The organism is Mycobacterium kyorinense (genome assembly GCF_002101735.1).
GTDB classification, from domain to species: domain Bacteria; phylum Actinomycetota; class Actinomycetes; order Mycobacteriales; family Mycobacteriaceae; genus Mycobacterium; species Mycobacterium kyorinense.
In genome coordinates, this window is record NZ_LQPE01000079.1 from 1 (window position 1) to 15,797 (window position 15,797).

Annotated in this window: 24 protein-coding genes; 15 read left to right on the plus strand and 9 right to left on the minus strand. The window is 67.0% G+C overall.

Annotated elements, in window-relative coordinates; all coding sequences use genetic code 11:
* A partial coding sequence (locus AWC14_RS29535; protein WP_249026326.1) for a hypothetical protein occupies positions 1-102 on the minus strand: 102 nt, incomplete at its 3' end.
* A gap of 125 nt (positions 103-227) precedes the next feature.
* Between AWC14_RS29535 and AWC14_RS10030 the strand changes: the two genes are divergently transcribed.
* Positions 228-1,040: an adenylate/guanylate cyclase domain-containing protein gene (locus tag AWC14_RS10030; RefSeq protein ID WP_045382227.1), complete on the plus strand. Its 813-nt coding sequence runs from the start codon at positions 228-230 to the stop codon at positions 1,038-1,040.
* Here the strand turns inward: AWC14_RS10030 and AWC14_RS28135 are convergent.
* Positions 1,030-1,191, minus strand: a complete 162-nt coding sequence (locus tag AWC14_RS28135) for a hypothetical protein (RefSeq protein WP_116374132.1) — start codon at positions 1,189-1,191, stop codon at positions 1,030-1,032. The genes AWC14_RS10030 and AWC14_RS28135 overlap by 11 nt on opposite strands.
* 26 nt (positions 1,192-1,217) lie before the next feature.
* Between AWC14_RS28135 and AWC14_RS10035 the strand changes: the two genes are divergently transcribed.
* On the plus strand, positions 1,218-1,919 hold the full coding sequence (locus AWC14_RS10035; RefSeq protein ID WP_045382225.1) for a hypothetical protein: 702 nt from the start codon (positions 1,218-1,220) through the stop codon (positions 1,917-1,919).
* Here the strand turns inward: AWC14_RS10035 and AWC14_RS10040 are convergent.
* Together AWC14_RS10040 and AWC14_RS10045 are read right to left on the minus strand one after the other, a co-directional pair.
* A complete protein-coding gene (locus AWC14_RS10040) occupies positions 1,916-2,317 on the minus strand; it encodes a type II toxin-antitoxin system VapC family toxin (protein ID WP_200885677.1) in 402 nt (133 codons plus the stop codon). The two genes, AWC14_RS10035 and AWC14_RS10040, sit on opposite strands and share 4 nt — an antisense overlap.
* Complete coding sequence (locus tag AWC14_RS10045; protein ID WP_045382223.1) at positions 2,314-2,562, minus strand: type II toxin-antitoxin system Phd/YefM family antitoxin; 249 nt, start codon at positions 2,560-2,562, stop codon at positions 2,314-2,316. Before AWC14_RS10045 ends, AWC14_RS10040 begins: the two co-directional genes overlap by 4 nt.
* A gap of 236 nt (positions 2,563-2,798) precedes the next feature.
* On the opposite strand from AWC14_RS10045, the gene AWC14_RS10050 reads away from it, so the two are divergent.
* Entirely contained in the window at positions 2,799-3,029 is a 231-nt protein-coding gene (locus tag AWC14_RS10050) for a hypothetical protein (protein ID WP_052425642.1), read from the plus strand.
* Here AWC14_RS10050 and AWC14_RS30315 read toward each other — a convergent pair.
* The gene (locus tag AWC14_RS30315; RefSeq protein WP_162835661.1) at positions 3,026-3,382 is read right to left on the minus strand and encodes an Mtp family mycobacterial-type pilin; all 357 of its coding nucleotides are present in this window, start codon (positions 3,380-3,382) and stop codon (positions 3,026-3,028) included. The genes AWC14_RS10050 and AWC14_RS30315 overlap by 4 nt on opposite strands.
* 122 nt (positions 3,383-3,504) lie before the next feature.
* Positions 3,505-4,578 carry a redox-regulated ATPase YchF gene (ychF, locus tag AWC14_RS10060; RefSeq protein ID WP_045382221.1) on the minus strand — a complete coding sequence of 358 codons (1,074 nt, stop codon included), beginning with the start codon at positions 4,576-4,578 and terminating at the stop codon, positions 3,505-3,507.
* 118 nt (positions 4,579-4,696) lie between these two features.
* On the opposite strand from ychF, the gene AWC14_RS10065 reads away from it, so the two are divergent.
* Positions 4,697-5,704, plus strand: a complete 1,008-nt coding sequence (locus tag AWC14_RS10065; protein WP_142281652.1) for a DUF6542 domain-containing protein — start codon at positions 4,697-4,699, stop codon at positions 5,702-5,704.
* Positions 5,705-5,709: 5 nt separating this feature from the next.
* Here the strand turns inward: AWC14_RS10065 and AWC14_RS10070 are convergent, their stop codons facing one another.
* Positions 5,710-6,711 carry a 4-hydroxy-3-methylbut-2-enyl diphosphate reductase gene (locus AWC14_RS10070; protein WP_045382219.1) on the minus strand — a complete coding sequence of 334 codons (1,002 nt, stop codon included), beginning with the start codon at positions 6,709-6,711 and terminating at the stop codon, positions 5,710-5,712.
* A 75-nt stretch (positions 6,712-6,786) separates the two neighbouring features.
* Here AWC14_RS10070 and AWC14_RS10075 point away from each other — a divergent pair, with 75 nt between their 5' ends.
* The 8 genes from AWC14_RS10075 to AWC14_RS10110 all read left to right on the plus strand — a co-directional run bounded on the left by AWC14_RS10075 (position 6,787) and on the right by AWC14_RS10110 (position 12,133).
* Complete coding sequence (locus AWC14_RS10075; protein ID WP_045382217.1) at positions 6,787-7,359, plus strand: lipid droplet-associated protein; 573 nt, start codon at positions 6,787-6,789, stop codon at positions 7,357-7,359.
* Complete coding sequence (gene xseA / locus AWC14_RS10080; protein WP_045382214.1) at positions 7,356-8,600, plus strand: exodeoxyribonuclease VII large subunit; 1,245 nt, start codon at positions 7,356-7,358, stop codon at positions 8,598-8,600. Before AWC14_RS10075 ends, xseA begins: the two co-directional genes overlap by 4 nt.
* Positions 8,590-8,808 carry an exodeoxyribonuclease VII small subunit gene (locus AWC14_RS10085; protein ID WP_081968234.1) on the plus strand — a complete coding sequence of 73 codons (219 nt, stop codon included), beginning with the start codon at positions 8,590-8,592 and terminating at the stop codon, positions 8,806-8,808. Before xseA ends, AWC14_RS10085 begins: the two co-directional genes overlap by 11 nt.
* A 62-nt stretch (positions 8,809-8,870) precedes the next feature.
* The gene (locus AWC14_RS10090; protein ID WP_045382211.1) at positions 8,871-9,980 is read left to right on the plus strand and encodes a 3-beta-hydroxysteroid dehydrogenase; all 1,110 of its coding nucleotides are present in this window, start codon (positions 8,871-8,873) and stop codon (positions 9,978-9,980) included.
* Between the two features lie 217 nt (positions 9,981-10,197).
* Positions 10,198-10,626, plus strand: coding sequence for a hypothetical protein (locus AWC14_RS10095; protein ID WP_152602511.1), 429 nt, complete (start codon positions 10,198-10,200; stop codon positions 10,624-10,626).
* Positions 10,627-10,640: 14 nt separating this feature from the next.
* On the plus strand, positions 10,641-10,910 hold the full coding sequence (locus AWC14_RS10100) for a hypothetical protein (RefSeq protein WP_045382205.1): 270 nt from the start codon (positions 10,641-10,643) through the stop codon (positions 10,908-10,910).
* Positions 10,911-10,926: 16 nt separating this feature from the next.
* On the plus strand, positions 10,927-11,226 hold the full coding sequence (locus AWC14_RS10105; RefSeq protein ID WP_045382202.1) for a hypothetical protein: 300 nt from the start codon (positions 10,927-10,929) through the stop codon (positions 11,224-11,226).
* A 349-nt stretch (positions 11,227-11,575) separates the two neighbouring features.
* The gene (locus tag AWC14_RS10110) at positions 11,576-12,133 is read left to right on the plus strand and encodes a DUF2510 domain-containing protein (RefSeq protein WP_045382199.1); all 558 of its coding nucleotides are present in this window, start codon (positions 11,576-11,578) and stop codon (positions 12,131-12,133) included.
* Between the two features lie 2 nt (positions 12,134-12,135).
* Here AWC14_RS10110 and AWC14_RS10115 read toward each other — a convergent pair whose 3' ends face one another.
* Positions 12,136-12,660: a 2'-5' RNA ligase family protein gene (locus tag AWC14_RS10115; protein ID WP_045382197.1), complete on the minus strand. Its 525-nt coding sequence runs from the start codon at positions 12,658-12,660 to the stop codon at positions 12,136-12,138.
* A 4-nt stretch (positions 12,661-12,664) separates the two neighbouring features.
* The gene (locus AWC14_RS10120; protein ID WP_045382195.1) at positions 12,665-12,943 is read right to left on the minus strand and encodes a DUF1876 domain-containing protein; all 279 of its coding nucleotides are present in this window, start codon (positions 12,941-12,943) and stop codon (positions 12,665-12,667) included.
* Between the two features lie 91 nt (positions 12,944-13,034).
* Here AWC14_RS10120 and AWC14_RS10125 point away from each other — a divergent pair, with 91 nt between their 5' ends.
* The 3 genes from AWC14_RS10125 to AWC14_RS10135 are packed head-to-tail and all read left to right on the plus strand — an operon-like array spanning position 13,035 to position 15,663.
* Entirely contained in the window at positions 13,035-14,102 is a 1,068-nt protein-coding gene (locus AWC14_RS10125; RefSeq protein ID WP_045382193.1) for an NAD-dependent epimerase/dehydratase family protein, read from the plus strand.
* Positions 14,099-14,854, plus strand: a complete 756-nt coding sequence (locus tag AWC14_RS10130; protein WP_045382190.1) for an SDR family NAD(P)-dependent oxidoreductase — start codon at positions 14,099-14,101, stop codon at positions 14,852-14,854. The genes AWC14_RS10125 and AWC14_RS10130 overlap by 4 nt, the downstream gene beginning before the upstream one ends.
* On the plus strand, positions 14,851-15,663 hold the full coding sequence (locus tag AWC14_RS10135; protein WP_045382187.1) for an SDR family NAD(P)-dependent oxidoreductase: 813 nt from the start codon (positions 14,851-14,853) through the stop codon (positions 15,661-15,663). Before AWC14_RS10130 ends, AWC14_RS10135 begins: the two co-directional genes overlap by 4 nt.
* Positions 15,664-15,797: the final 134 nt, after the last annotated feature.

Genomic DNA, 15,797 nt, shown 5'->3' on the forward strand with positions numbered 1-15,797 from the left:
CTCCAAGCGATACAACGCCCGAAAAGTCATCTTGCGGGCCAAATCACCGGTGATGCCGAAGATCACCAACATGTCTGAAGAGCTACCGCCGCCCTCGGCCAATACCGGACCTCCACCCAAATAGTCGACATATTCCTCGCCCCCCGCGGCGGCCGACTTCAACCCTAGACATTGCGGTTGGGCCGGACAATGGATGCCTTGGGACCCGGCACGCTTGATCGGGAAAGATGCCTGGCATGGGTGACCGGCTGATGATCGTGGTCTACGTTCTGGCGGGTGTCGCCGTGGCGGAAGGCGCCGCGCTGGCTTTTCTGTGGGCCGCGCTGACCCGCAGCCGACGAGAAGCCGAGGCGCTGCGACGCCGCGCCGACAGCCGAAGCTGGCTGCTGTCCGGCGGCCGCGAGGCGGTCAAGACGGTGTGGCAGACCGCGAACCTGGTGCGCAAAGAAGGACTCGGCGCCGCGGTGCGCAGCTCGATCGAGGATCTGGCCGACTGGGCCGAGGTGGAGCGGCCGGACTTGGCGCGGGTGACCCCGGATGGCCGGGTGGTGATTTTGTTCTCCGACATCGAAGAATCCACCGCGCTCAACGAGCGGATCGGCGACCGCGCCTGGGTGAAGTTGATCGACGAACACGACAAGCTGGTGCGCCGGCTGGTCAAGAACTACTCCGGGCACGTCGTGAAGAGTCAGGGCGACGGGTTCATGATCGCGTTCTCGCGCGCCGAGGATGCGGTGCGGTGTGGTGTCGACATTCAGCGCGCACTTGCCCGCGACGCTCAACGCAAGCGGCGCAACGGGTTTCGAGTTCGGATCGGGATCCACATGGGACGGTCGGTGCGCCGCGGCGACGACCTGTTCGGCCGCAACGTCGCGATGGCGGCGCGGGTCGCGGGGCAGGCTGCGGGCGGCGAGATCCTGGTCAGCGAGACGGTGCGCGACGCCGTCAAAGACGCCGACGGCATCGGGTTCGACGACGGCCGCGACGCCGAGCTGAAGGGGTTCAGCGGAACCCAGCGGCTGTACGCGGTTACCGCTTAGCCTCGGATTCGGCCAGCCGCTGGTGCAGCCGGGCCCGAATCTCGTCGGGCGTGTAGGACTTTCGCCGCCGCTGGTCGCGGGCCACCAGCACTCCCCCTGCCGCGACGCCGACAAGACCGGCCACGCCGAGCCACTTCCACACGTTGCGCATGGGGTAAGTCTGCCTATTGTGCTCTGGTGGACACCAGTACCGTGACCCTGGATCGTGCGCTGGAGGAGACGCGGACCGGCGACATCTGGCTATTTCGCGGCAGCTCGCGACCGGACCGCACGATTCAGACGCTGTCGAACAGCCCGGTCAACCACGTCGGGATGACGGTGGCCATCAACGATCTGCCGCCGTTGATCTGGCATGCCGAGCTCGGCGACAAGCTGATCGACATCTGGACCGGCACCAACCACCGCGGCGTGCAACTCAACGACGCCCGCCAAGCCGTCGAACGCTGGGTGCACCACTACCATCAGCGCTGCTGGCTGCGGCAGCTGACGCCGTACGCCGACCGCGAGCAGGAGGACCGCATGCTGCGGGTCATCGCCCGCTTGGACGGCACTCCCTTCCCCACCGCGGCGCGGCTCACCGGACGCTGGCTGTTGGGCCGGATCCCGACTGCCTACGACTGGGTAGAAGGAATCCCGGTGGTAGACAAGAAGGTTCGCGAAAGGGTGCGACGCCGCAGAGTCCAGCGGAATGACGTCGGCCTGGAGACCGCCTACTGCGCCGAGACGGTCGCGATCACCTACCAGCAGATGGGGTTGCTCGCCACCGAAAAGCCGTCCAATTGGTTTGACCCGGGCTCATTTTGGAGCGGCGACACGTTGCCGTTGGCGCCCGGATACCAACTCGGCGACGAAGTCGCCGTCAGCGTCCCACCGGGTTAGACCGCTACGACGCGAATCAGATCGTCAAGCCCCGCAAAGTCCTCGGCGTTGCGGGTATAGAGATCTAACCCGTTGGCATGCGCTGTGGCGGCGATCAGCAGGTCCGGAAACCGCCTTCGCGGTTTCCGCCCTTCGCCGACTACGGCAGCTACCACCAGCCCGTAGCTGCGTGCCGCGGTCCCGTCGAAAGGAAGTGGCTCGAACTTCGCCTCGATTTCTTGCAGCCGTTGCTGCCGTCTGGCGGCTTCAGTGGGACTGGCGGCGAGGTGCGGTCCCGCAGCCAATTCGGCCGCGGTGATGGCCGATATCGCCATCTCATCGGGCAATGACCTGACGACATCCGGGTCATGCCAGTCGATGACGACGGAGGTGTCCAGCAGTCCCGACGTCACGTTCACAGGCGCTGATCGATCGCACGATCAAGGTCTTTGCGGAACTGATGCCGATCGATTCGGACGCCCGCGGCCGCCAACGCAGCCACCTCATCCCGGGGAATGAAGGAACGCCGGCCAGTCCGGATTGGCCGCAGCTCGGCGACCGGCTCGCCGTTGCGCGTCACGATAAAGGACTCTCCGGCTGCCACGGCGTCGATCACTTTCGCGTTCTGGTTGCGCAACTCGCGCTGCGCGATCACATGCGCCATGGAGCCAGTGTAGCGAAATGTGCTACACGCTGCTACGTGCGCGCGTCTCTACGATTCGATAGTGGATCACCCAGTACGCGGCTCCTTGAACAGCGATTACGCAATCGGGTCATGGAAGCCGTGGAGTTACTCGCCGACGGCGATGACGGAGTCGGTCGGACCCCTGCTGCTATTACAACCTGTTCTTCGACTACATCAGTGACAAGGTCACACGGGAGTGGCGCACCTGGAGCACGGTGTCGCCCAAGGAAGTTCGGCAGCTGGAAGGCCTTCAGGCCCTGCTGATCGAGTCACTCGCGACCACTCGATTGATGGGCACCGAGGAATTGATCGCTTCGGGATGGCCGACGCGGATCGCGGCGGTTGCCGGACCGGTGTGGGAGGAGATGAAGGCGCGAGGGCGGTTCGACGAAGATGTCGAGCAGTCCGATCCGCGGACCATCCCCGAGCACGGAAGCCGTGGCTAGATCGGCGTCCATACCTTGTTGTTCCAGAAGCCCCACGCGTTGTCATCGGTCTTCCACATCACATGAGCCCCAGGTGCCCACGGCGGTGGAGGTGGCTGCGGGGGTGCCCACCTGGGCGGGGGTCCCCAGGGACCGAAGCCCGCCGGACCTGCCGCACCTTGCCAGTCGTGGCATTGACTCCAGTCCCAGTCGTAGGCCGTGCCCCAACTCGGGTCCCATGGATTCCCCGGGCACCAGTGATGGCTAGGGGCCGCCTGAGCGATGCCGCCAGCCAGGCCGAGAGCACACAGAGCCAACCCGCCACCCACGAGCACGCTGGTACACCACCGCATCGATTGCTTCACAGTCGCCATCTGCCAAGAATGATCGGCTTGCGACTTCGCCGCTAGCTGTTCGACCACGTCTACATCGAGCGACCGTGGGCCTTGTGGACGAAAATCCCGACGACCGTGTACATATCCCCCACGCTCGGCGCTTACACGTTGAAGCGAAATTCGACCACGTCGCCGTCGGCCATCACGTAGTCCTTGCCCTCCATGCGCACCTTGCCCGCGGCCTTGGCGGCGGCCATCGACCCAGCGGCGATCAGGTCGTCGTAGGACACGATTTCGGCCTTGATGAAACCTTTTTCGAAGTCGGAGTGGATTACCCCGGCCGCTTTCGGTGCGGTGTCGCCCTGGTGGATGACCCACGCCCGCGCCTCCTTGGGCCCGGCCGTCAGGAACGTCTGCAGCTTCAGGGTGTGAAAGCCGGCCCGGGCCAGCGCGTCGAGGCCGAGTTCGGTCTGCCCGATGGACTCCAGCAGCTCGGCGGCCGACTCGTCGTCGAGCTCGGCCAGTTCCGCTTCGATCTTGGCGTCCAGGAACACCGCATCGGCCGGCGCCACGAGTTCGCGCAGCGCGGCGACGCGTGCGGCGTCGGTCAGCACCGCTTCGTCGGCGTTGAACACATACAGGAACGGCTTGGTGGTCAGCAGGTTCAGCTCGCGCAGCGGCGAGGCGTCCAGGCCGGCGGCGAAAAGTGTCTTGCCGTCGTCGAGGATCTGCTGGGCCGCCACTGCGGCCTCGTGGACCGGTTTGCGGTCCTTGCTGTTGCGGGCCTCTTTCTCCAGCCGCGGCACGGCGCGTTCCAGTGTTTGCAGATCGGCCAGGATCAACTCGGTCTCGACGACTTCGATGTCGGATTTGGGGTCGACCTCCCCGGCGACGTGAGCCACGTCGTCGTCCGAAAACACCCGCACCACTTGGCAAATCGCGTCGCACTCGCGGATGTTGGCCAGGAATTTGTTGCCCAGCCCGGCGCCTTCGGAAGCGCCCGCGACCAACCCCGCGATGTCGACGAACGTCACCGGAGCCGGGACAATTCGCTCCGAATCGAACATCTCGGCCAGCTTGGGTAACCGCGGATCGGGCAGCGGGACGACGCCCTCGTTGGGCTCGATTGTCGCGAACGGGTAGTTGGCGGCCACCACGTCGTTTTTGGTCAACGCGTTGAACAGCGTCGACTTGCCGACGTTGGGCAAACCCACGATTCCCAGGCTCAAGCTCACAGGGAGCCAAGTGTAGGGGTGATCGCGAGCGCGGCGAAGCCGGGCGAAGCGGATCACCCCGGAAGTCCAAAGGCAGGTCTTTACGGGCCTTTCGCCGCTGAGCCGGTACGGTCAACATGTGTCAGCACAGCGGGCGAGATCGGCGGTGACGGCGGATCATCGCTCGATCATCCCCACCATGCCCGGTGTCCCATGGTGGGCGGCCGTCGTCATCGGTGTGACCGCCACCGCGGCCGGCTTCGCCTTCGACGCCGGGTCGGGCAACAAGGAGCTGACCGGCGTCTTCTCCGCCCTCTATGTCGTGGGCAGTCTGGCGGCCGTGCTGGCGGTGCGACAGGCCGGCGTCTTCACCGCCGTCATCCAGCCACCGCTGATCCTGTTCTGCGCGGTGCCCGGGGCGTATTGGCTGTTCCACGGCGCCAAGATCACCGGGCTCAAGGACCTGCTGATCAACTGCGGCTACCCGCTGATCGAGCGTTTCCCGCTGATGCTGTTCACCTCGGCCGCCGTGCTGCTGATCGGCATGGTCCGCTGGTATCTGGGCATGGCGGCGCGCTCGGCGGCGACAGGCGAAGCCGACACAGCCGGCGAACGCAAGAGCAGCCTCGTCGCGAAGCTGGCCTCGCTCCTCGGGCGCGACGCCGCCAAGCCCGAGCACACCGGCAAGACCGCCGCTCGGGCACGACGCACCGAGCGATCGACGCGCTCGGGCAAAACAACCAGTGGGCGACCCGCCAGGCGCCCGGCCGCTTCCCGCTCCCGGCATGTGCGGCCACCCTTGGACGACGCCGCCGAGCCCGCGGTCGAACGCCCCCGTCGTCGACGTCCGGCACCCGCCCGCGACGCCGACTCGCCCGACCCGCCGCGGCGGACCAGGATCCCGCGCGACCCCGACCTGCGCGGCCGACCGCCACGCGAGATCCGCCGCGACCCGCATGTCCGTCGTAGCGGCGCGGCTACCCGGCGCAACAGTCGCTTCGACCCCTACGACCCCGTCGAGCCGTACGAGCCCGCCAAACCCGCCGAGCCCCCGCGCCGCCGGCCCGCGCCGACCGGCGCCACGGCGACGCATCACCCGATCTCACGGGTGCGCTACCGAAACTCAGCCCCGCGCGACGAGACGTAGAAGCACTAGGAACGCGCGGGCCGGATTTCCCGCGGCAGCGCGAACACCAGCGTTTCGTTGGCCGTCGTCACCGGCTGCACGACGTCATAGCCGTGTTCGGCCAGCCTCTCCAATACACCGCGCACCAGGATTTCGGGGACCGACGCTCCGGACGTGACGCCGACCGTGGTGACGTCATCCAGCCAGGCCGGGTCGATGTCGTCGGCGCAGTCCACCAGGTGCGCGGCGCGAGACCCGGCGCCCAGCGCCACCTCGACCAGCCGCACCGAGTTCGACGAATTGGCCGAGCCGACGACGATCACCAGCTCACACTCGGGCGCCATCGCCTTGACCGCCACCTGGCGGTTCTGGGTCGCGTAGCAGATGTCGTCGCTGGGCGGGTCCTGCAGCTTCGGGAACCGTTCCCGCAGCCGCTCCACGGTCTCCATGGTCTCGTCGACGCTCAACGTGGTCTGCGACAGCCACACCACCTTGTTCTCGTCGCGTACCGTGACCTGCTCGACGGCGCCCGGCCCGTCGACCAGCTGCACGTGGTCGGGCGCCTCGCCAGCGGTGCCGATCACTTCCTCGTGGCCCTGGTGTCCGATCAGCAGGATGTCGTAGTCGTCGCGGGCGAAGCGTTTGGCCTCGTTGTGCACCTTGGTGACCAGCGGGCAGGTGGCGTCGATGACCTGCAGATCGCGCTCGGCCGCCGACGCGTGCACGCTCGGCGCCACGCCGTGCGCGGAGAACACCACGATGGCGCCCTCGGGAACCTCGTCGGTCTCGTCGACGAACACCGCGCCCGCCTTGGCCAGGGTCTCCACCACATGCCGGTTGTGCACGATCTCGTGGCGGACATACACCGGCGGGCCGTGCTTCTCCAGCGCGCGCTCGACCGTCTCGACGGCGCGATCGACGCCGGCGCAGTATCCCCGGGGCTCGGCCAGCAGCACCCGCTTGCCGGTCGCGGGCTCGACCACCGAGATGGACGCGCCCGGAATCCCCATGTTGACGGTCGGCGGCATGCCAACCAGGGTACTTTCCGACGACACTGCGCTGCCAGCTTGGACTTGACCGCTGCTTAAGGCAGGCTGGGACGCATGGCTACTGCACCGTATGGGGTTCGGCTGCTGGTGGGAGCGGCGACCGTCGCCGTCGAGGAGACGATGAAGCTGCCGAAAACCATCTTGATGTACCCGATGACATTGGCCAGCCAGGCCGCGCACCTCGTGATGCGCTTCCAGCAGAACATGGCCGATCTGGTGATCAAGGGCGACGCCACCCTGGAGACCATCTTCCCGCCCAAGGACGAGCAGCCGGAGTGGGCGACGTTCGACGAGGACCTCGACGAGGAACAGGCGCCCACCGTCGACGCCTCCGACAGCGATCGCCGCGCCGAAGGGCGGTTCGCGCTGTACTCGACATCCGATGCGCCGGCCGATCCGCCGATCGCCAGGCAAGCCAAGAGGAAGCCGGCGTCGGACGCGCCCGCGCCGCCGGTGGCCAAGGAACTCGACTACGAAACCCTGACGCTGGCGCAGCTACGCGCCCGGCTTAACACGCTGGACGTCGACGAGCTCGAGGCGTTGCTGGCCTATGAGGAGGCCACCCGGGCGCGCGCGCCGTTCCAGACGCTGCTGGCCAACAGGATCACCCGCGCGACCGCGAAGTGACCCAAGCCGCGCAACCGAATTCAGCCGAGAACCCGTTCCCGGTCCGCGCGGTGGCCATCCGGGTCGCGGGGTGGATCGACAAGCTCGGCACCGTGTGGGTGGAAGGCCAGCTGACCCAGATCAATATCCGGCCGGACTCCAAGACCGTGTTCATGGTGCTGCGCGACCCGGCCGCCGACATGTCGCTGACAGTGACGTGCCCGCGCGACCTGGTGCTGGGCGCGCCGGTCAAACTGGCCGAGGGTGCCCAGGTGGTGGTCTGCGGCAAGCCCACGTTCTACACCGGTCGGGGCACATTTTCGTTGCGGCTGAGCGAAATTCGCGCAGTCGGTATCGGCGAGCTGCTGGCGCGCATCGAGCGGCTGCGCCGCCTGCTGGACGCCGAAGGGCTCTTCGACCCGCGGCTCAAGCGGCCGATTCCGTTCCTGCCCAATGTTATTGGGCTGATCACTGGCCGAGCCAGCGCCGCCGAGCACGACGTGACGACGGTGGCCGCCGCGCGCTGGCCCGCGGTGCGCTTTGCGGTGCGCAACACCGCCGTGCAGGGCCCCAGCGCCGTCCCGCAGATCGTCGAGGCGTTAGGCGAATTGGACGCCGACCCGGACGTGGATGTGATCGTGGTGGCCCGCGGCGGTGGCAGTGTCGAGGACCTGCTGCCGTTTTCCGACGAGACGCTGTGCCGCGCGATCGCGGCCTGTCGCACTCCGGTGGTCAGCGCGGTGGGCCACGAACCCGATAATCCGTTGTGCGACTTGGTCGCCGACCTGCGCGCCGCCACCCCGACCGATGCGGCGAAGAAGATCGTGCCGGATACCGCAGCCGAACAACATTTGATCGACGACTTGCGGCGCCGCAGCGCCCAGGCGCTGCGCAACTGGGTGTCCCGGGAGGAACGCGCACTGGCTTCGTTGCGCAGTCGCCCAGTGCTGGCCGAGCCGCTGGCCGCTTTACAGGCGCGCGCCGACGAGATCCACCGCGCCCGGTCGGCGGTCCGTCGCGACATCACCCGGTTGATCGGAGCCGAAAGCGACCGCGTGGGCCATCTGGCCGCAAGGCTGGCGACACTGGGCCCCGCGGCCACCCTGGCCCGCGGCTATGCGGTGGTGCAGACCATTCCGTCCTCAGGGCCTGCTTCCGTGCTGCGGTCGGTGGAGGACGCGCCGGCCGGGACCCGGTTGCGGGTGCGGGTCGGCGACGGCGCGGTGGCGGCGACGAGCGAAGGACCCACCGATGGAGACTAAGCCTGTTAGTGAACTCGGGTACGAGGAATGCCGCGACGAGCTGATCGAGGTGGTCCGGCTGCTGGAACAGGGCGGACTCGACCTCGACGCGTCGCTGAAGCTGTGGGAAAGAGGCGAGAAGCTGGCTAAACGCTGTGCAGAGCACTTAGCTGGAGCTCGCCAGCGAATAGCCGATGCGCTGGCCGCCGGTGAAGCCGACGATAATTGACAAGGCGACCGGTTCCAGGATCTCCGTCCCGAACTGGAACACGTTTCAGTTATGCTGGTCGCATGGGTGATGCATCGCTGACCACTGAACTCGGCCGCGTCCTGGTCACGGGGGGCTCCGGATTCGTCGGCGCCAACCTGGTGACCACGCTGCTCGACCGCGGCTACCAGGTCCGGTCGTTCGACCGGGCGCCGTCGCCGCTGCCCGCGCAGCCGGGCCTGGAGGTGCTGCAGGGCGACATCTGCGATCCGGCCATCGTTGCTGCCGCGGTCGACGGGATCGACACCGTGTTCCACACCGCGGCGCTCATCGAGTTGATGGGCGGCGCGTCGGTCACCGACGAGTACCGGCGCCGCAGCTTCGCGGTCAACGTCGACGGCACCAAGAACCTCGTGCACGCTGCGCAGAAGGCCGGAACCAAGCGGTTCGTCTACACGGCGTCGAACAGCGTGGTGATGGGCGGCCAGCGCATTGCGAACGGCGACGAAACCCTGCCCTACACCGACCGGTTCAACGACCTTTATACCGAGACCAAAGTCGTCGCCGAGAAGTTCGTGTTGTCGCAGAACGGAGTTGACGGGTTGCTGACCTGTTCGATCCGGCCCAGCGGCATCTGGGGCCGCGGCGACCAGACGATGTTCCGCAAGCTGTTCGAAAGCGTCGTCGCGGGCCATGTCAAGGTGCTCATCGGCAGCAAGAACGCCAAACTGGATAACTCCTACGTACACAACCTGATTCACGGCTTCATCTTGGCCGCCGAACACCTGGTGCCGGGCGGCACCGCGCCCGGCCAGGCGTACTTCATCAACGACGCCGAACCGATCAACATGTTCGAGTTCGCAAGGCCGATCGTCGAAGAATGCGGCGTGCGCTGGCCGCGCGTACGGGTGTCTGGCCGACTGGTGCGTGACGTCATGTCGCTATGGCAGCGGCTGCACTTCAAGTTCGGGTTGCCGCAGCCGCCGCTGGAACCCCTTGCCGTCGAACGGCTTTACCTCGACAACTACTTCTCGGTCGCCAAGGCGCAGCGCGACCTCGGCTACCGGCCGCTGTTCACCACAGAGCAGGCGATGGCCGAGTGCCTGCCCTATTACTGCGAGCTGTTCGAGAAGGTGAAGGCGACGGCCAGGCCCCAGGTCGCGTCGGTGGTGGCACCCTCTGTGGCCGAATAACGAAACATCCGGCGGCCAACGAGCATCGTCCTGCGTGCACCATAACTAGAGCTACACGACGGACACAGCCCAAAGACTTTGCGAATCCCCTCAGACCCTTCGGCCGAATTCGAGTAGCCGACTACTCGTGCGTGTGGACGTCCGACGTCACACACTTGCACGCAAGGTAAACCAGCTGTCGCAAAGTACAGCTACCGCTGCTTCACGGGATGGGCAAATGATTACGACGCTCATGGTGGTTCTTGCCGTGATTGCGGCGGGGATCGCCTGGGGTTCACTGGTGCAGGCAGACCGCATGAGAGCCACGTCCGTCGTAGCTGCGGTCGCAGGCTTCGTGTCGCCGCTATTGGTCACACCCGCCCCGGCACATGCGGACGGGAGCCAGCAGAGCCTAAGCAACGCCGTCCGGCAGTTCTACACGCAAGTACAGATCCGCTGCACTCCCAACATGGTGCCCAGCTTCCAGAGCATCACCACCGACGGCCACGGTCACGGCCGCATCATCGACGCCAACCCGAGTCTGGGCGGGCCGTTCAACTACCTGTGGGGGCCGAACGGCTCCCCCGGCACCCCCAGTGCGCAGTACCACGTGGTGCCCGCCGACGACGGCAACGGCATCTGGTACATCGACCTGCAGTTCTGCTGAGGAAGGAGACGACGATGAAGTTCCGGCGCAAGGCCGGGCCGCCGACAGAATGCGGCGTCAAGGATGGGCGCGGTGACCGATACGTGCCGAAGAGAGGTCACGACCCGCAGGTCAGGTGGCTGGAACGCGAGCACGGCTGCGCGGACGACACGACATTTGCGTTGACACAGCAGCAGTCGCATGACGTTCCCGGGTCCGCAGCGGCGACGGCGGTATCGGGAATCGACTTCACAGCCCCGCAGCATCATCACGTCGACTTCACACCGCCGCATCACGTCGGCTAACAGGAAGGAAAGAAAAATGAGGAAATCGAAACTGGCTCAGGTTCTTGCCGTCGCAGCCGTCGCGGTGGCACCTTTTGTGGTGGTCGCGTCACCACCGGCCACCGCCGGTCCGAATTGTGGGCATCCGGGGCTGATGACGCCCGAAATGCAGCGGATTTACAACCAGATCTGCGGCAATGCGGCAGGTGTCAACCAGCCGCGGCCGGGAGGCAACGCCCACTGCAACTCTTTCCTCGACGGTTCGGGCAACGACAACACCGCGGCCTATCTCGCGTGCTGCAACGACGCGGTCATGGCCGGACAAACACCCTGCTAGGAGGAACCGTGAAACGCGCATTTGCCACACTGGCGGCGGCGGCAGCCGTCGCGGGCATACCCATCATGTCCAGCTCGACCGCTAGCGCCGTGCCGGGGCTCTGCACCGACACGCAGCGGTGTATGGATTGCATCCGGCACCAGTCCTTCGGAAATTGCGCGGAGCCGGACAGCAACACGCTCCCGCCGACCTACACCGGCCACGCCAACGCGGATGGTTCATGCACAGGCTTCCACCCCTTGGGCTGCACGCCACCGTGTCACCTAATCAGCCCGCTAGTGGGTCCCATCGCGAACCCGTACGCCACTTCTGAAACCGGCTGCAACGACAACTGACAAGGAAAAGCACGATGCTGTCACTGATATTTCTCTTGTTTATCGCGGTTATTATCTTTGTGGTTGTCTATCGAATTCGTGTCGGCAAGGCCAACGCGACGGACGGGGTGATCGCCGACTGGAACGGCGTACGCATGACCCGGACCGAGCTGATCGAGGGCTACAAGAAAAATGCCCGCCGCCATCCTCTGGCGGGGCTAACGGCACGCGTCGAGAACAGCGGCAGCGTCACCTCGACCGTGAAAGGAACGATATATGGCGGGAGCGGGCACATAGGGACCGACAGCCAGGACGACCGCCAGGTCCACCTCATCGTGGAAGGGCCTAACACGGCGATCACCAAGTCGCGGAGCGTGAGATATGACGGCAACGCGGACAGGTCGGCGAGGCAGTTCGCGACCGCGCTGAACATGGCCAGCCGTCGGCAACTTGCCGAGCATAACGGACATCAGCAGGCCTCGCCGCCCCCGTCTGTTCCGGCTGGCTGGTATCCCGACCCGAATAATGCGCTGTCCCAACGATATTGGGATGGAACACGATGGACGGAAACTACCGCGCCGCCCGTAGCGTAGGGTCACGGTAGGGCTGTCTGCGGGAAGACCTCTCCCGTCGCGCTGTTGACCAACGCGGCGCGGTCCAGCCGGGCCCGCAAGGGCAACACGTCCAGCACCGCGCCCACCACTTCCGGCAGCTGTGCCAGCATCGCGCGCGGCGCCAGCGAGCAGTGCGGCAGCCAGATTCCCGGCACGTAGTGCTTGTGTAGTTCCGCGCCTGTGGCGGTGACGGCCTCGACCACCCGCGCTTGGCGCGCAACGAAATCCGCGCTCACCCCGGCCACCAACCAGGTCCGCCCGCGCCGAAACAGTCCGACACCGTCGAAGCTGAGTTCCACCGGCCCGCCGTCGCGCAAGTCGGCCAGTGCCGCCGTCACCGCGGACTGATCCCAGTTGCGCAGCACCGCGTAGGACACGTGCGGCACGTGACGGCCGTGGGTATGCGAACGCAGGCTCGGCACGCCCCGGTCTTCGATTCGGTCCCACAACCCGCGGATCGCCCGCTCGGATCGCCGGTCGAAGAGCAGGCAAACCGCCAGGGCCACGGAGTCAGCGGTAGAGGTGGACCGGCTGGTGCGTGACCTGCTCGATCCGCAGTGACGCGTCCTGCAGCAGCTCGGTGCCCAGCGCGATCAGCCCCCGCGCGGCGGCGATCTCCTCGCCGATCATCGGCTGGCTGGCATCCCCCGGGTGGCGGTAGGCGTCGCCCAGAGTCGTCATCGTCTTGCCGTCACCGCGTTGCGCGCGGACAGTGGCGTGAGTGTGGGTGTCGTCCTCGTCGAATTCGATGTCGACGTGCCAGTTGTAGTCCAAATTGCGGTCGTACATTGCCATCACCTTCCGGTGACCAGCCTGCCACTCCCGGGTCCTGATGCGCGAGTGCTGATCATTTCCGCGTCGACGTGTAGCGTAATGCGCCATGACTGAGACAGTGTTGGTCACCGGCGCATTCGGACTCGTCGGCTCCGCCACGGTGCGACGGCTGGTTGACCAGGACCGCCGCGTCGTCGCCACCGACCTCGACGTGCCCGCCAACCGCAAGGCAGCCGAAAACCTGCCCGATGCCGTCGACGTGCGCTGGGCCGACCTGACCGACCCCGCCGCCGTCGACGCACTGCTGGCCGCGGTGAACCCCGCAGCCATCATCCACCTGGCCGCGATCATCCCGCCGCTGTGCTACGCCCGGCCGGCGCTGGCCCGTGCCGTGAACGTCGACGCCACCGGCCTATTGCTCAAGTCCGCCAAGGGATTACCGGTGCCGCCGCGATTCGTCCTAGCGTCCAGTGTCGCAGCTTACGGCGCGCGCAACCCACACCGCGCCACCGACCTGCTGACGGCCGACACCCCGCTGCGCCCGTCGGACATCTACGGCGCGCACAAGGCGGAGGCCGAGCAGCTGGTGCGCGACTCCGGGCTCGACTTCGTGATCCTGCGGCTGGGCGGTGTGCTCACCGCCGAGCCCCGCTTCGACGTCGACCTGGACACCATCTACTTCGAGGCGTCGCTGCCGATCGACGGCCGCATCCAGACCGTCGACGTGCGCGACGTCGCCCGCGCGTTCGCCGCGGCCACCACCGCGCCCGCTGTCGGCGAGACGCTGCTGATCGGCGGCGACGACTCGCACCGGCGGCTGCAGGGTGACCTCGCCCCGGCTGCCGCGGCGGCGATGGGCCTGGTTGGCGGAATACCCATGGGCCGCAAGGGAAATCCCGACAGCGACGACGACTGGTTCGCCACCGACTGGATGGACACCACGCGGTCGCAGGAAGTACTTGACTTCCAGCGGATCTCGTGGCCACAGCTGCTGATCGATGCCGCCGAGCGGATGGGCTGGCGACGCTACCCGGCACGGCTCGCAGCTCCGCTGGCACACGAGCTGCTCAAGCGGCGATCACCCTACTACCGTCACCCCGGCCGCTACGCCGACCCGTGGGGCGTGATCGGCGCCAAATGGGGCAGCTACCGGCCGGACCGGGAGCAAGCATGACCCCTGCGGCTGTCGTCGTCGGCGGAGCATCCGGCATCGGCCGCGCGGTCGCGCATGCGCTGGCCGCCGACGGCTATCGCGTCACCGTCGCCGATCGCAACGCCGAGGGTGCACAGTCCGTCGCCGCCGAGCTCGGCGACCCGCACGTGTCGGCGAATGTCGAAGTCACCGAGGAGGATTCGGTGAGACGGTTGTTCGCCGACGCCGGACCGCTCGACGTCGTCGTCAATACCGCAGGATTCGGCGGGGTCGGGCTGATCACCGACCTGGCCGTCGAGGACTTCCGGTCGGTTGTCGACGTCTGCCTCACCGGCGCCTTCCTTGTGATCAAGCACGCCGCACCGCAATTGCGCGACGGCGGGGCGCTGGTGTCGCTCAGTTCGCTGAACGCCCGACAGCCCGCCGCCGCGATGAGCGCCTACTGCGCGGCCAAGGCCGGGCTGTCGATGCTGACCCAGGTCGCCGCCCTCGAGCTGGGCCCACGCGGCATCCGGGTCAACGCCGTCGCACCCGGGTTCGTGCACACCCCGCTCACCGAGCCGGTGACCCAGATCCCCGGTGTGCTCGACGATTACCTCGAGAACACCGCGCTGGGCCGCGGCGGTACACCCGAAGAAGTCGCCGAGGCCGTGGTGTTCATGTGCAAGGCGCCGTGGCTGACCGGTGAGGTGCTCGACCTCAACGGCGGCGCACACCTCAAGCGCTACCCCGACGTCTACGGGCACGTGATGAAGCTGGCGGCGCCACAATGACTTTCACCGGCAAGCAGGCCATCGTCACCGGCGGCGGCTCGGGTATCGGCGCGGCGCTGTGCCGGGCCCTGGTGGCCGCCGGCGCCGACGTCGTGTGCACCGACATCGACGGCGACGCGGCCGCGAAAACCGTTGTGGGCCTGGGTAATGCCCGGTCCGCGGTTCTCGACGTCACCGATGCTGCCGCCGTGCAGGCCGCCGTCGACGACGTCGTCGCCCGCGCGGGCCGGCTGGACCTGATGTTCAACAACGCCGGCATCGCCTGGGGCGGCGACACCGAACTGCTGACGCTGGACCAGTGGAACGCGATCATCGACGTCAACATCCGCGGTGTGGTGCACGGCGTGGCCGCGGCGTACCCGGTGATGCTGCGCCAGGGCCACGGCCACATCGTCAACACCGCCTCGATGGCCGGGCTGACCGCGGCCGGGCAGATCACCAGCTACGTGATGACCAAGCACGCCGTCGTCGGGCTGTCGCTGGCGCTGCGCTCGGAGGCCGTGTCCCGCGGGGTGGGCGTGCTGGCGATCTGCCCGGCCGCCGTCGAGACACCGATCCTGGACAAGGGCGCCATCGGCGGGTTCGTCGGCCGCGACTACTACCTGCGCGGGCAGGGCATGAAGTCCGCCTACGACCCCGACCGGCTCGCCCGCGACACGCTGAAGGCGATCGAGCGCAACAAGGCGCTGCTGGTGGTGCCGAAGCGGGCGCACGCGTCGTGGCTGTTCGCGCGGCTGGCGCCCGGTCTGCTGCAACGCTTGTCGATCCGATTCATCAGCGCACAACGGGCGCGCCAAGCCGCCAGCTAGCGATTTCGGCGCGATAATCGTCGCCTAGCGCATACGATCGCGCCCAAATCGACTTAGCCTGAATCCGTGGATCAGTGATTTGGTGTCGTCGCGGGGCTGATTCTTGCACGAGTGGGGCGGTTGGGATTGGCGGG

Coding starts and splice junctions, on each gene's coding strand:
- AWC14_RS10120 (WP_045382195.1), bottom strand. CDS start 12,943: ATGTACGACCGCAATTTGGACTACAACTGGCACGTCGACATCGAATTC.
- AWC14_RS10135 (WP_045382187.1), top strand. CDS start 14,851: ATGACTTTCACCGGCAAGCAGGCCATCGTCACCGGCGGCGGCTCGGGT.
- AWC14_RS10130 (WP_045382190.1), top strand. CDS start 14,099: ATGACCCCTGCGGCTGTCGTCGTCGGCGGAGCATCCGGCATCGGCCGC.
- AWC14_RS10045 (WP_045382223.1), bottom strand. CDS start 2,562: ATGGCGCATGTGATCGCGCAGCGCGAGTTGCGCAACCAGAACGCGAAA.
- AWC14_RS10100 (WP_045382205.1), top strand. CDS start 10,641: ATGAAGTTCCGGCGCAAGGCCGGGCCGCCGACAGAATGCGGCGTCAAG.
- AWC14_RS10125 (WP_045382193.1), top strand. CDS start 13,035: ATGACTGAGACAGTGTTGGTCACCGGCGCATTCGGACTCGTCGGCTCC.
- AWC14_RS10030 (WP_045382227.1), top strand. CDS start 228: ATGCCTGGCATGGGTGACCGGCTGATGATCGTGGTCTACGTTCTGGCG.
- AWC14_RS10095 (WP_152602511.1), top strand. CDS start 10,198: ATGATTACGACGCTCATGGTGGTTCTTGCCGTGATTGCGGCGGGGATC.
- AWC14_RS10085 (WP_081968234.1), top strand. CDS start 8,590: ATGGAGACTAAGCCTGTTAGTGAACTCGGGTACGAGGAATGCCGCGAC.
- AWC14_RS10070 (WP_045382219.1), bottom strand. CDS start 6,711: ATGCCGCCGACCGTCAACATGGGGATTCCGGGCGCGTCCATCTCGGTG.
- AWC14_RS10105 (WP_045382202.1), top strand. CDS start 10,927: ATGAGGAAATCGAAACTGGCTCAGGTTCTTGCCGTCGCAGCCGTCGCG.
- AWC14_RS10075 (WP_045382217.1), top strand. CDS start 6,787: ATGGCTACTGCACCGTATGGGGTTCGGCTGCTGGTGGGAGCGGCGACC.
- AWC14_RS30315 (WP_162835661.1), bottom strand. CDS start 3,382: ATGGCGACTGTGAAGCAATCGATGCGGTGGTGTACCAGCGTGCTCGTG.
- AWC14_RS10110 (WP_045382199.1), top strand. CDS start 11,576: ATGCTGTCACTGATATTTCTCTTGTTTATCGCGGTTATTATCTTTGTG.
- AWC14_RS28135 (WP_116374132.1), bottom strand. CDS start 1,191: ATGCGCAACGTGTGGAAGTGGCTCGGCGTGGCCGGTCTTGTCGGCGTC.
- AWC14_RS10090 (WP_045382211.1), top strand. CDS start 8,871: ATGGGTGATGCATCGCTGACCACTGAACTCGGCCGCGTCCTGGTCACG.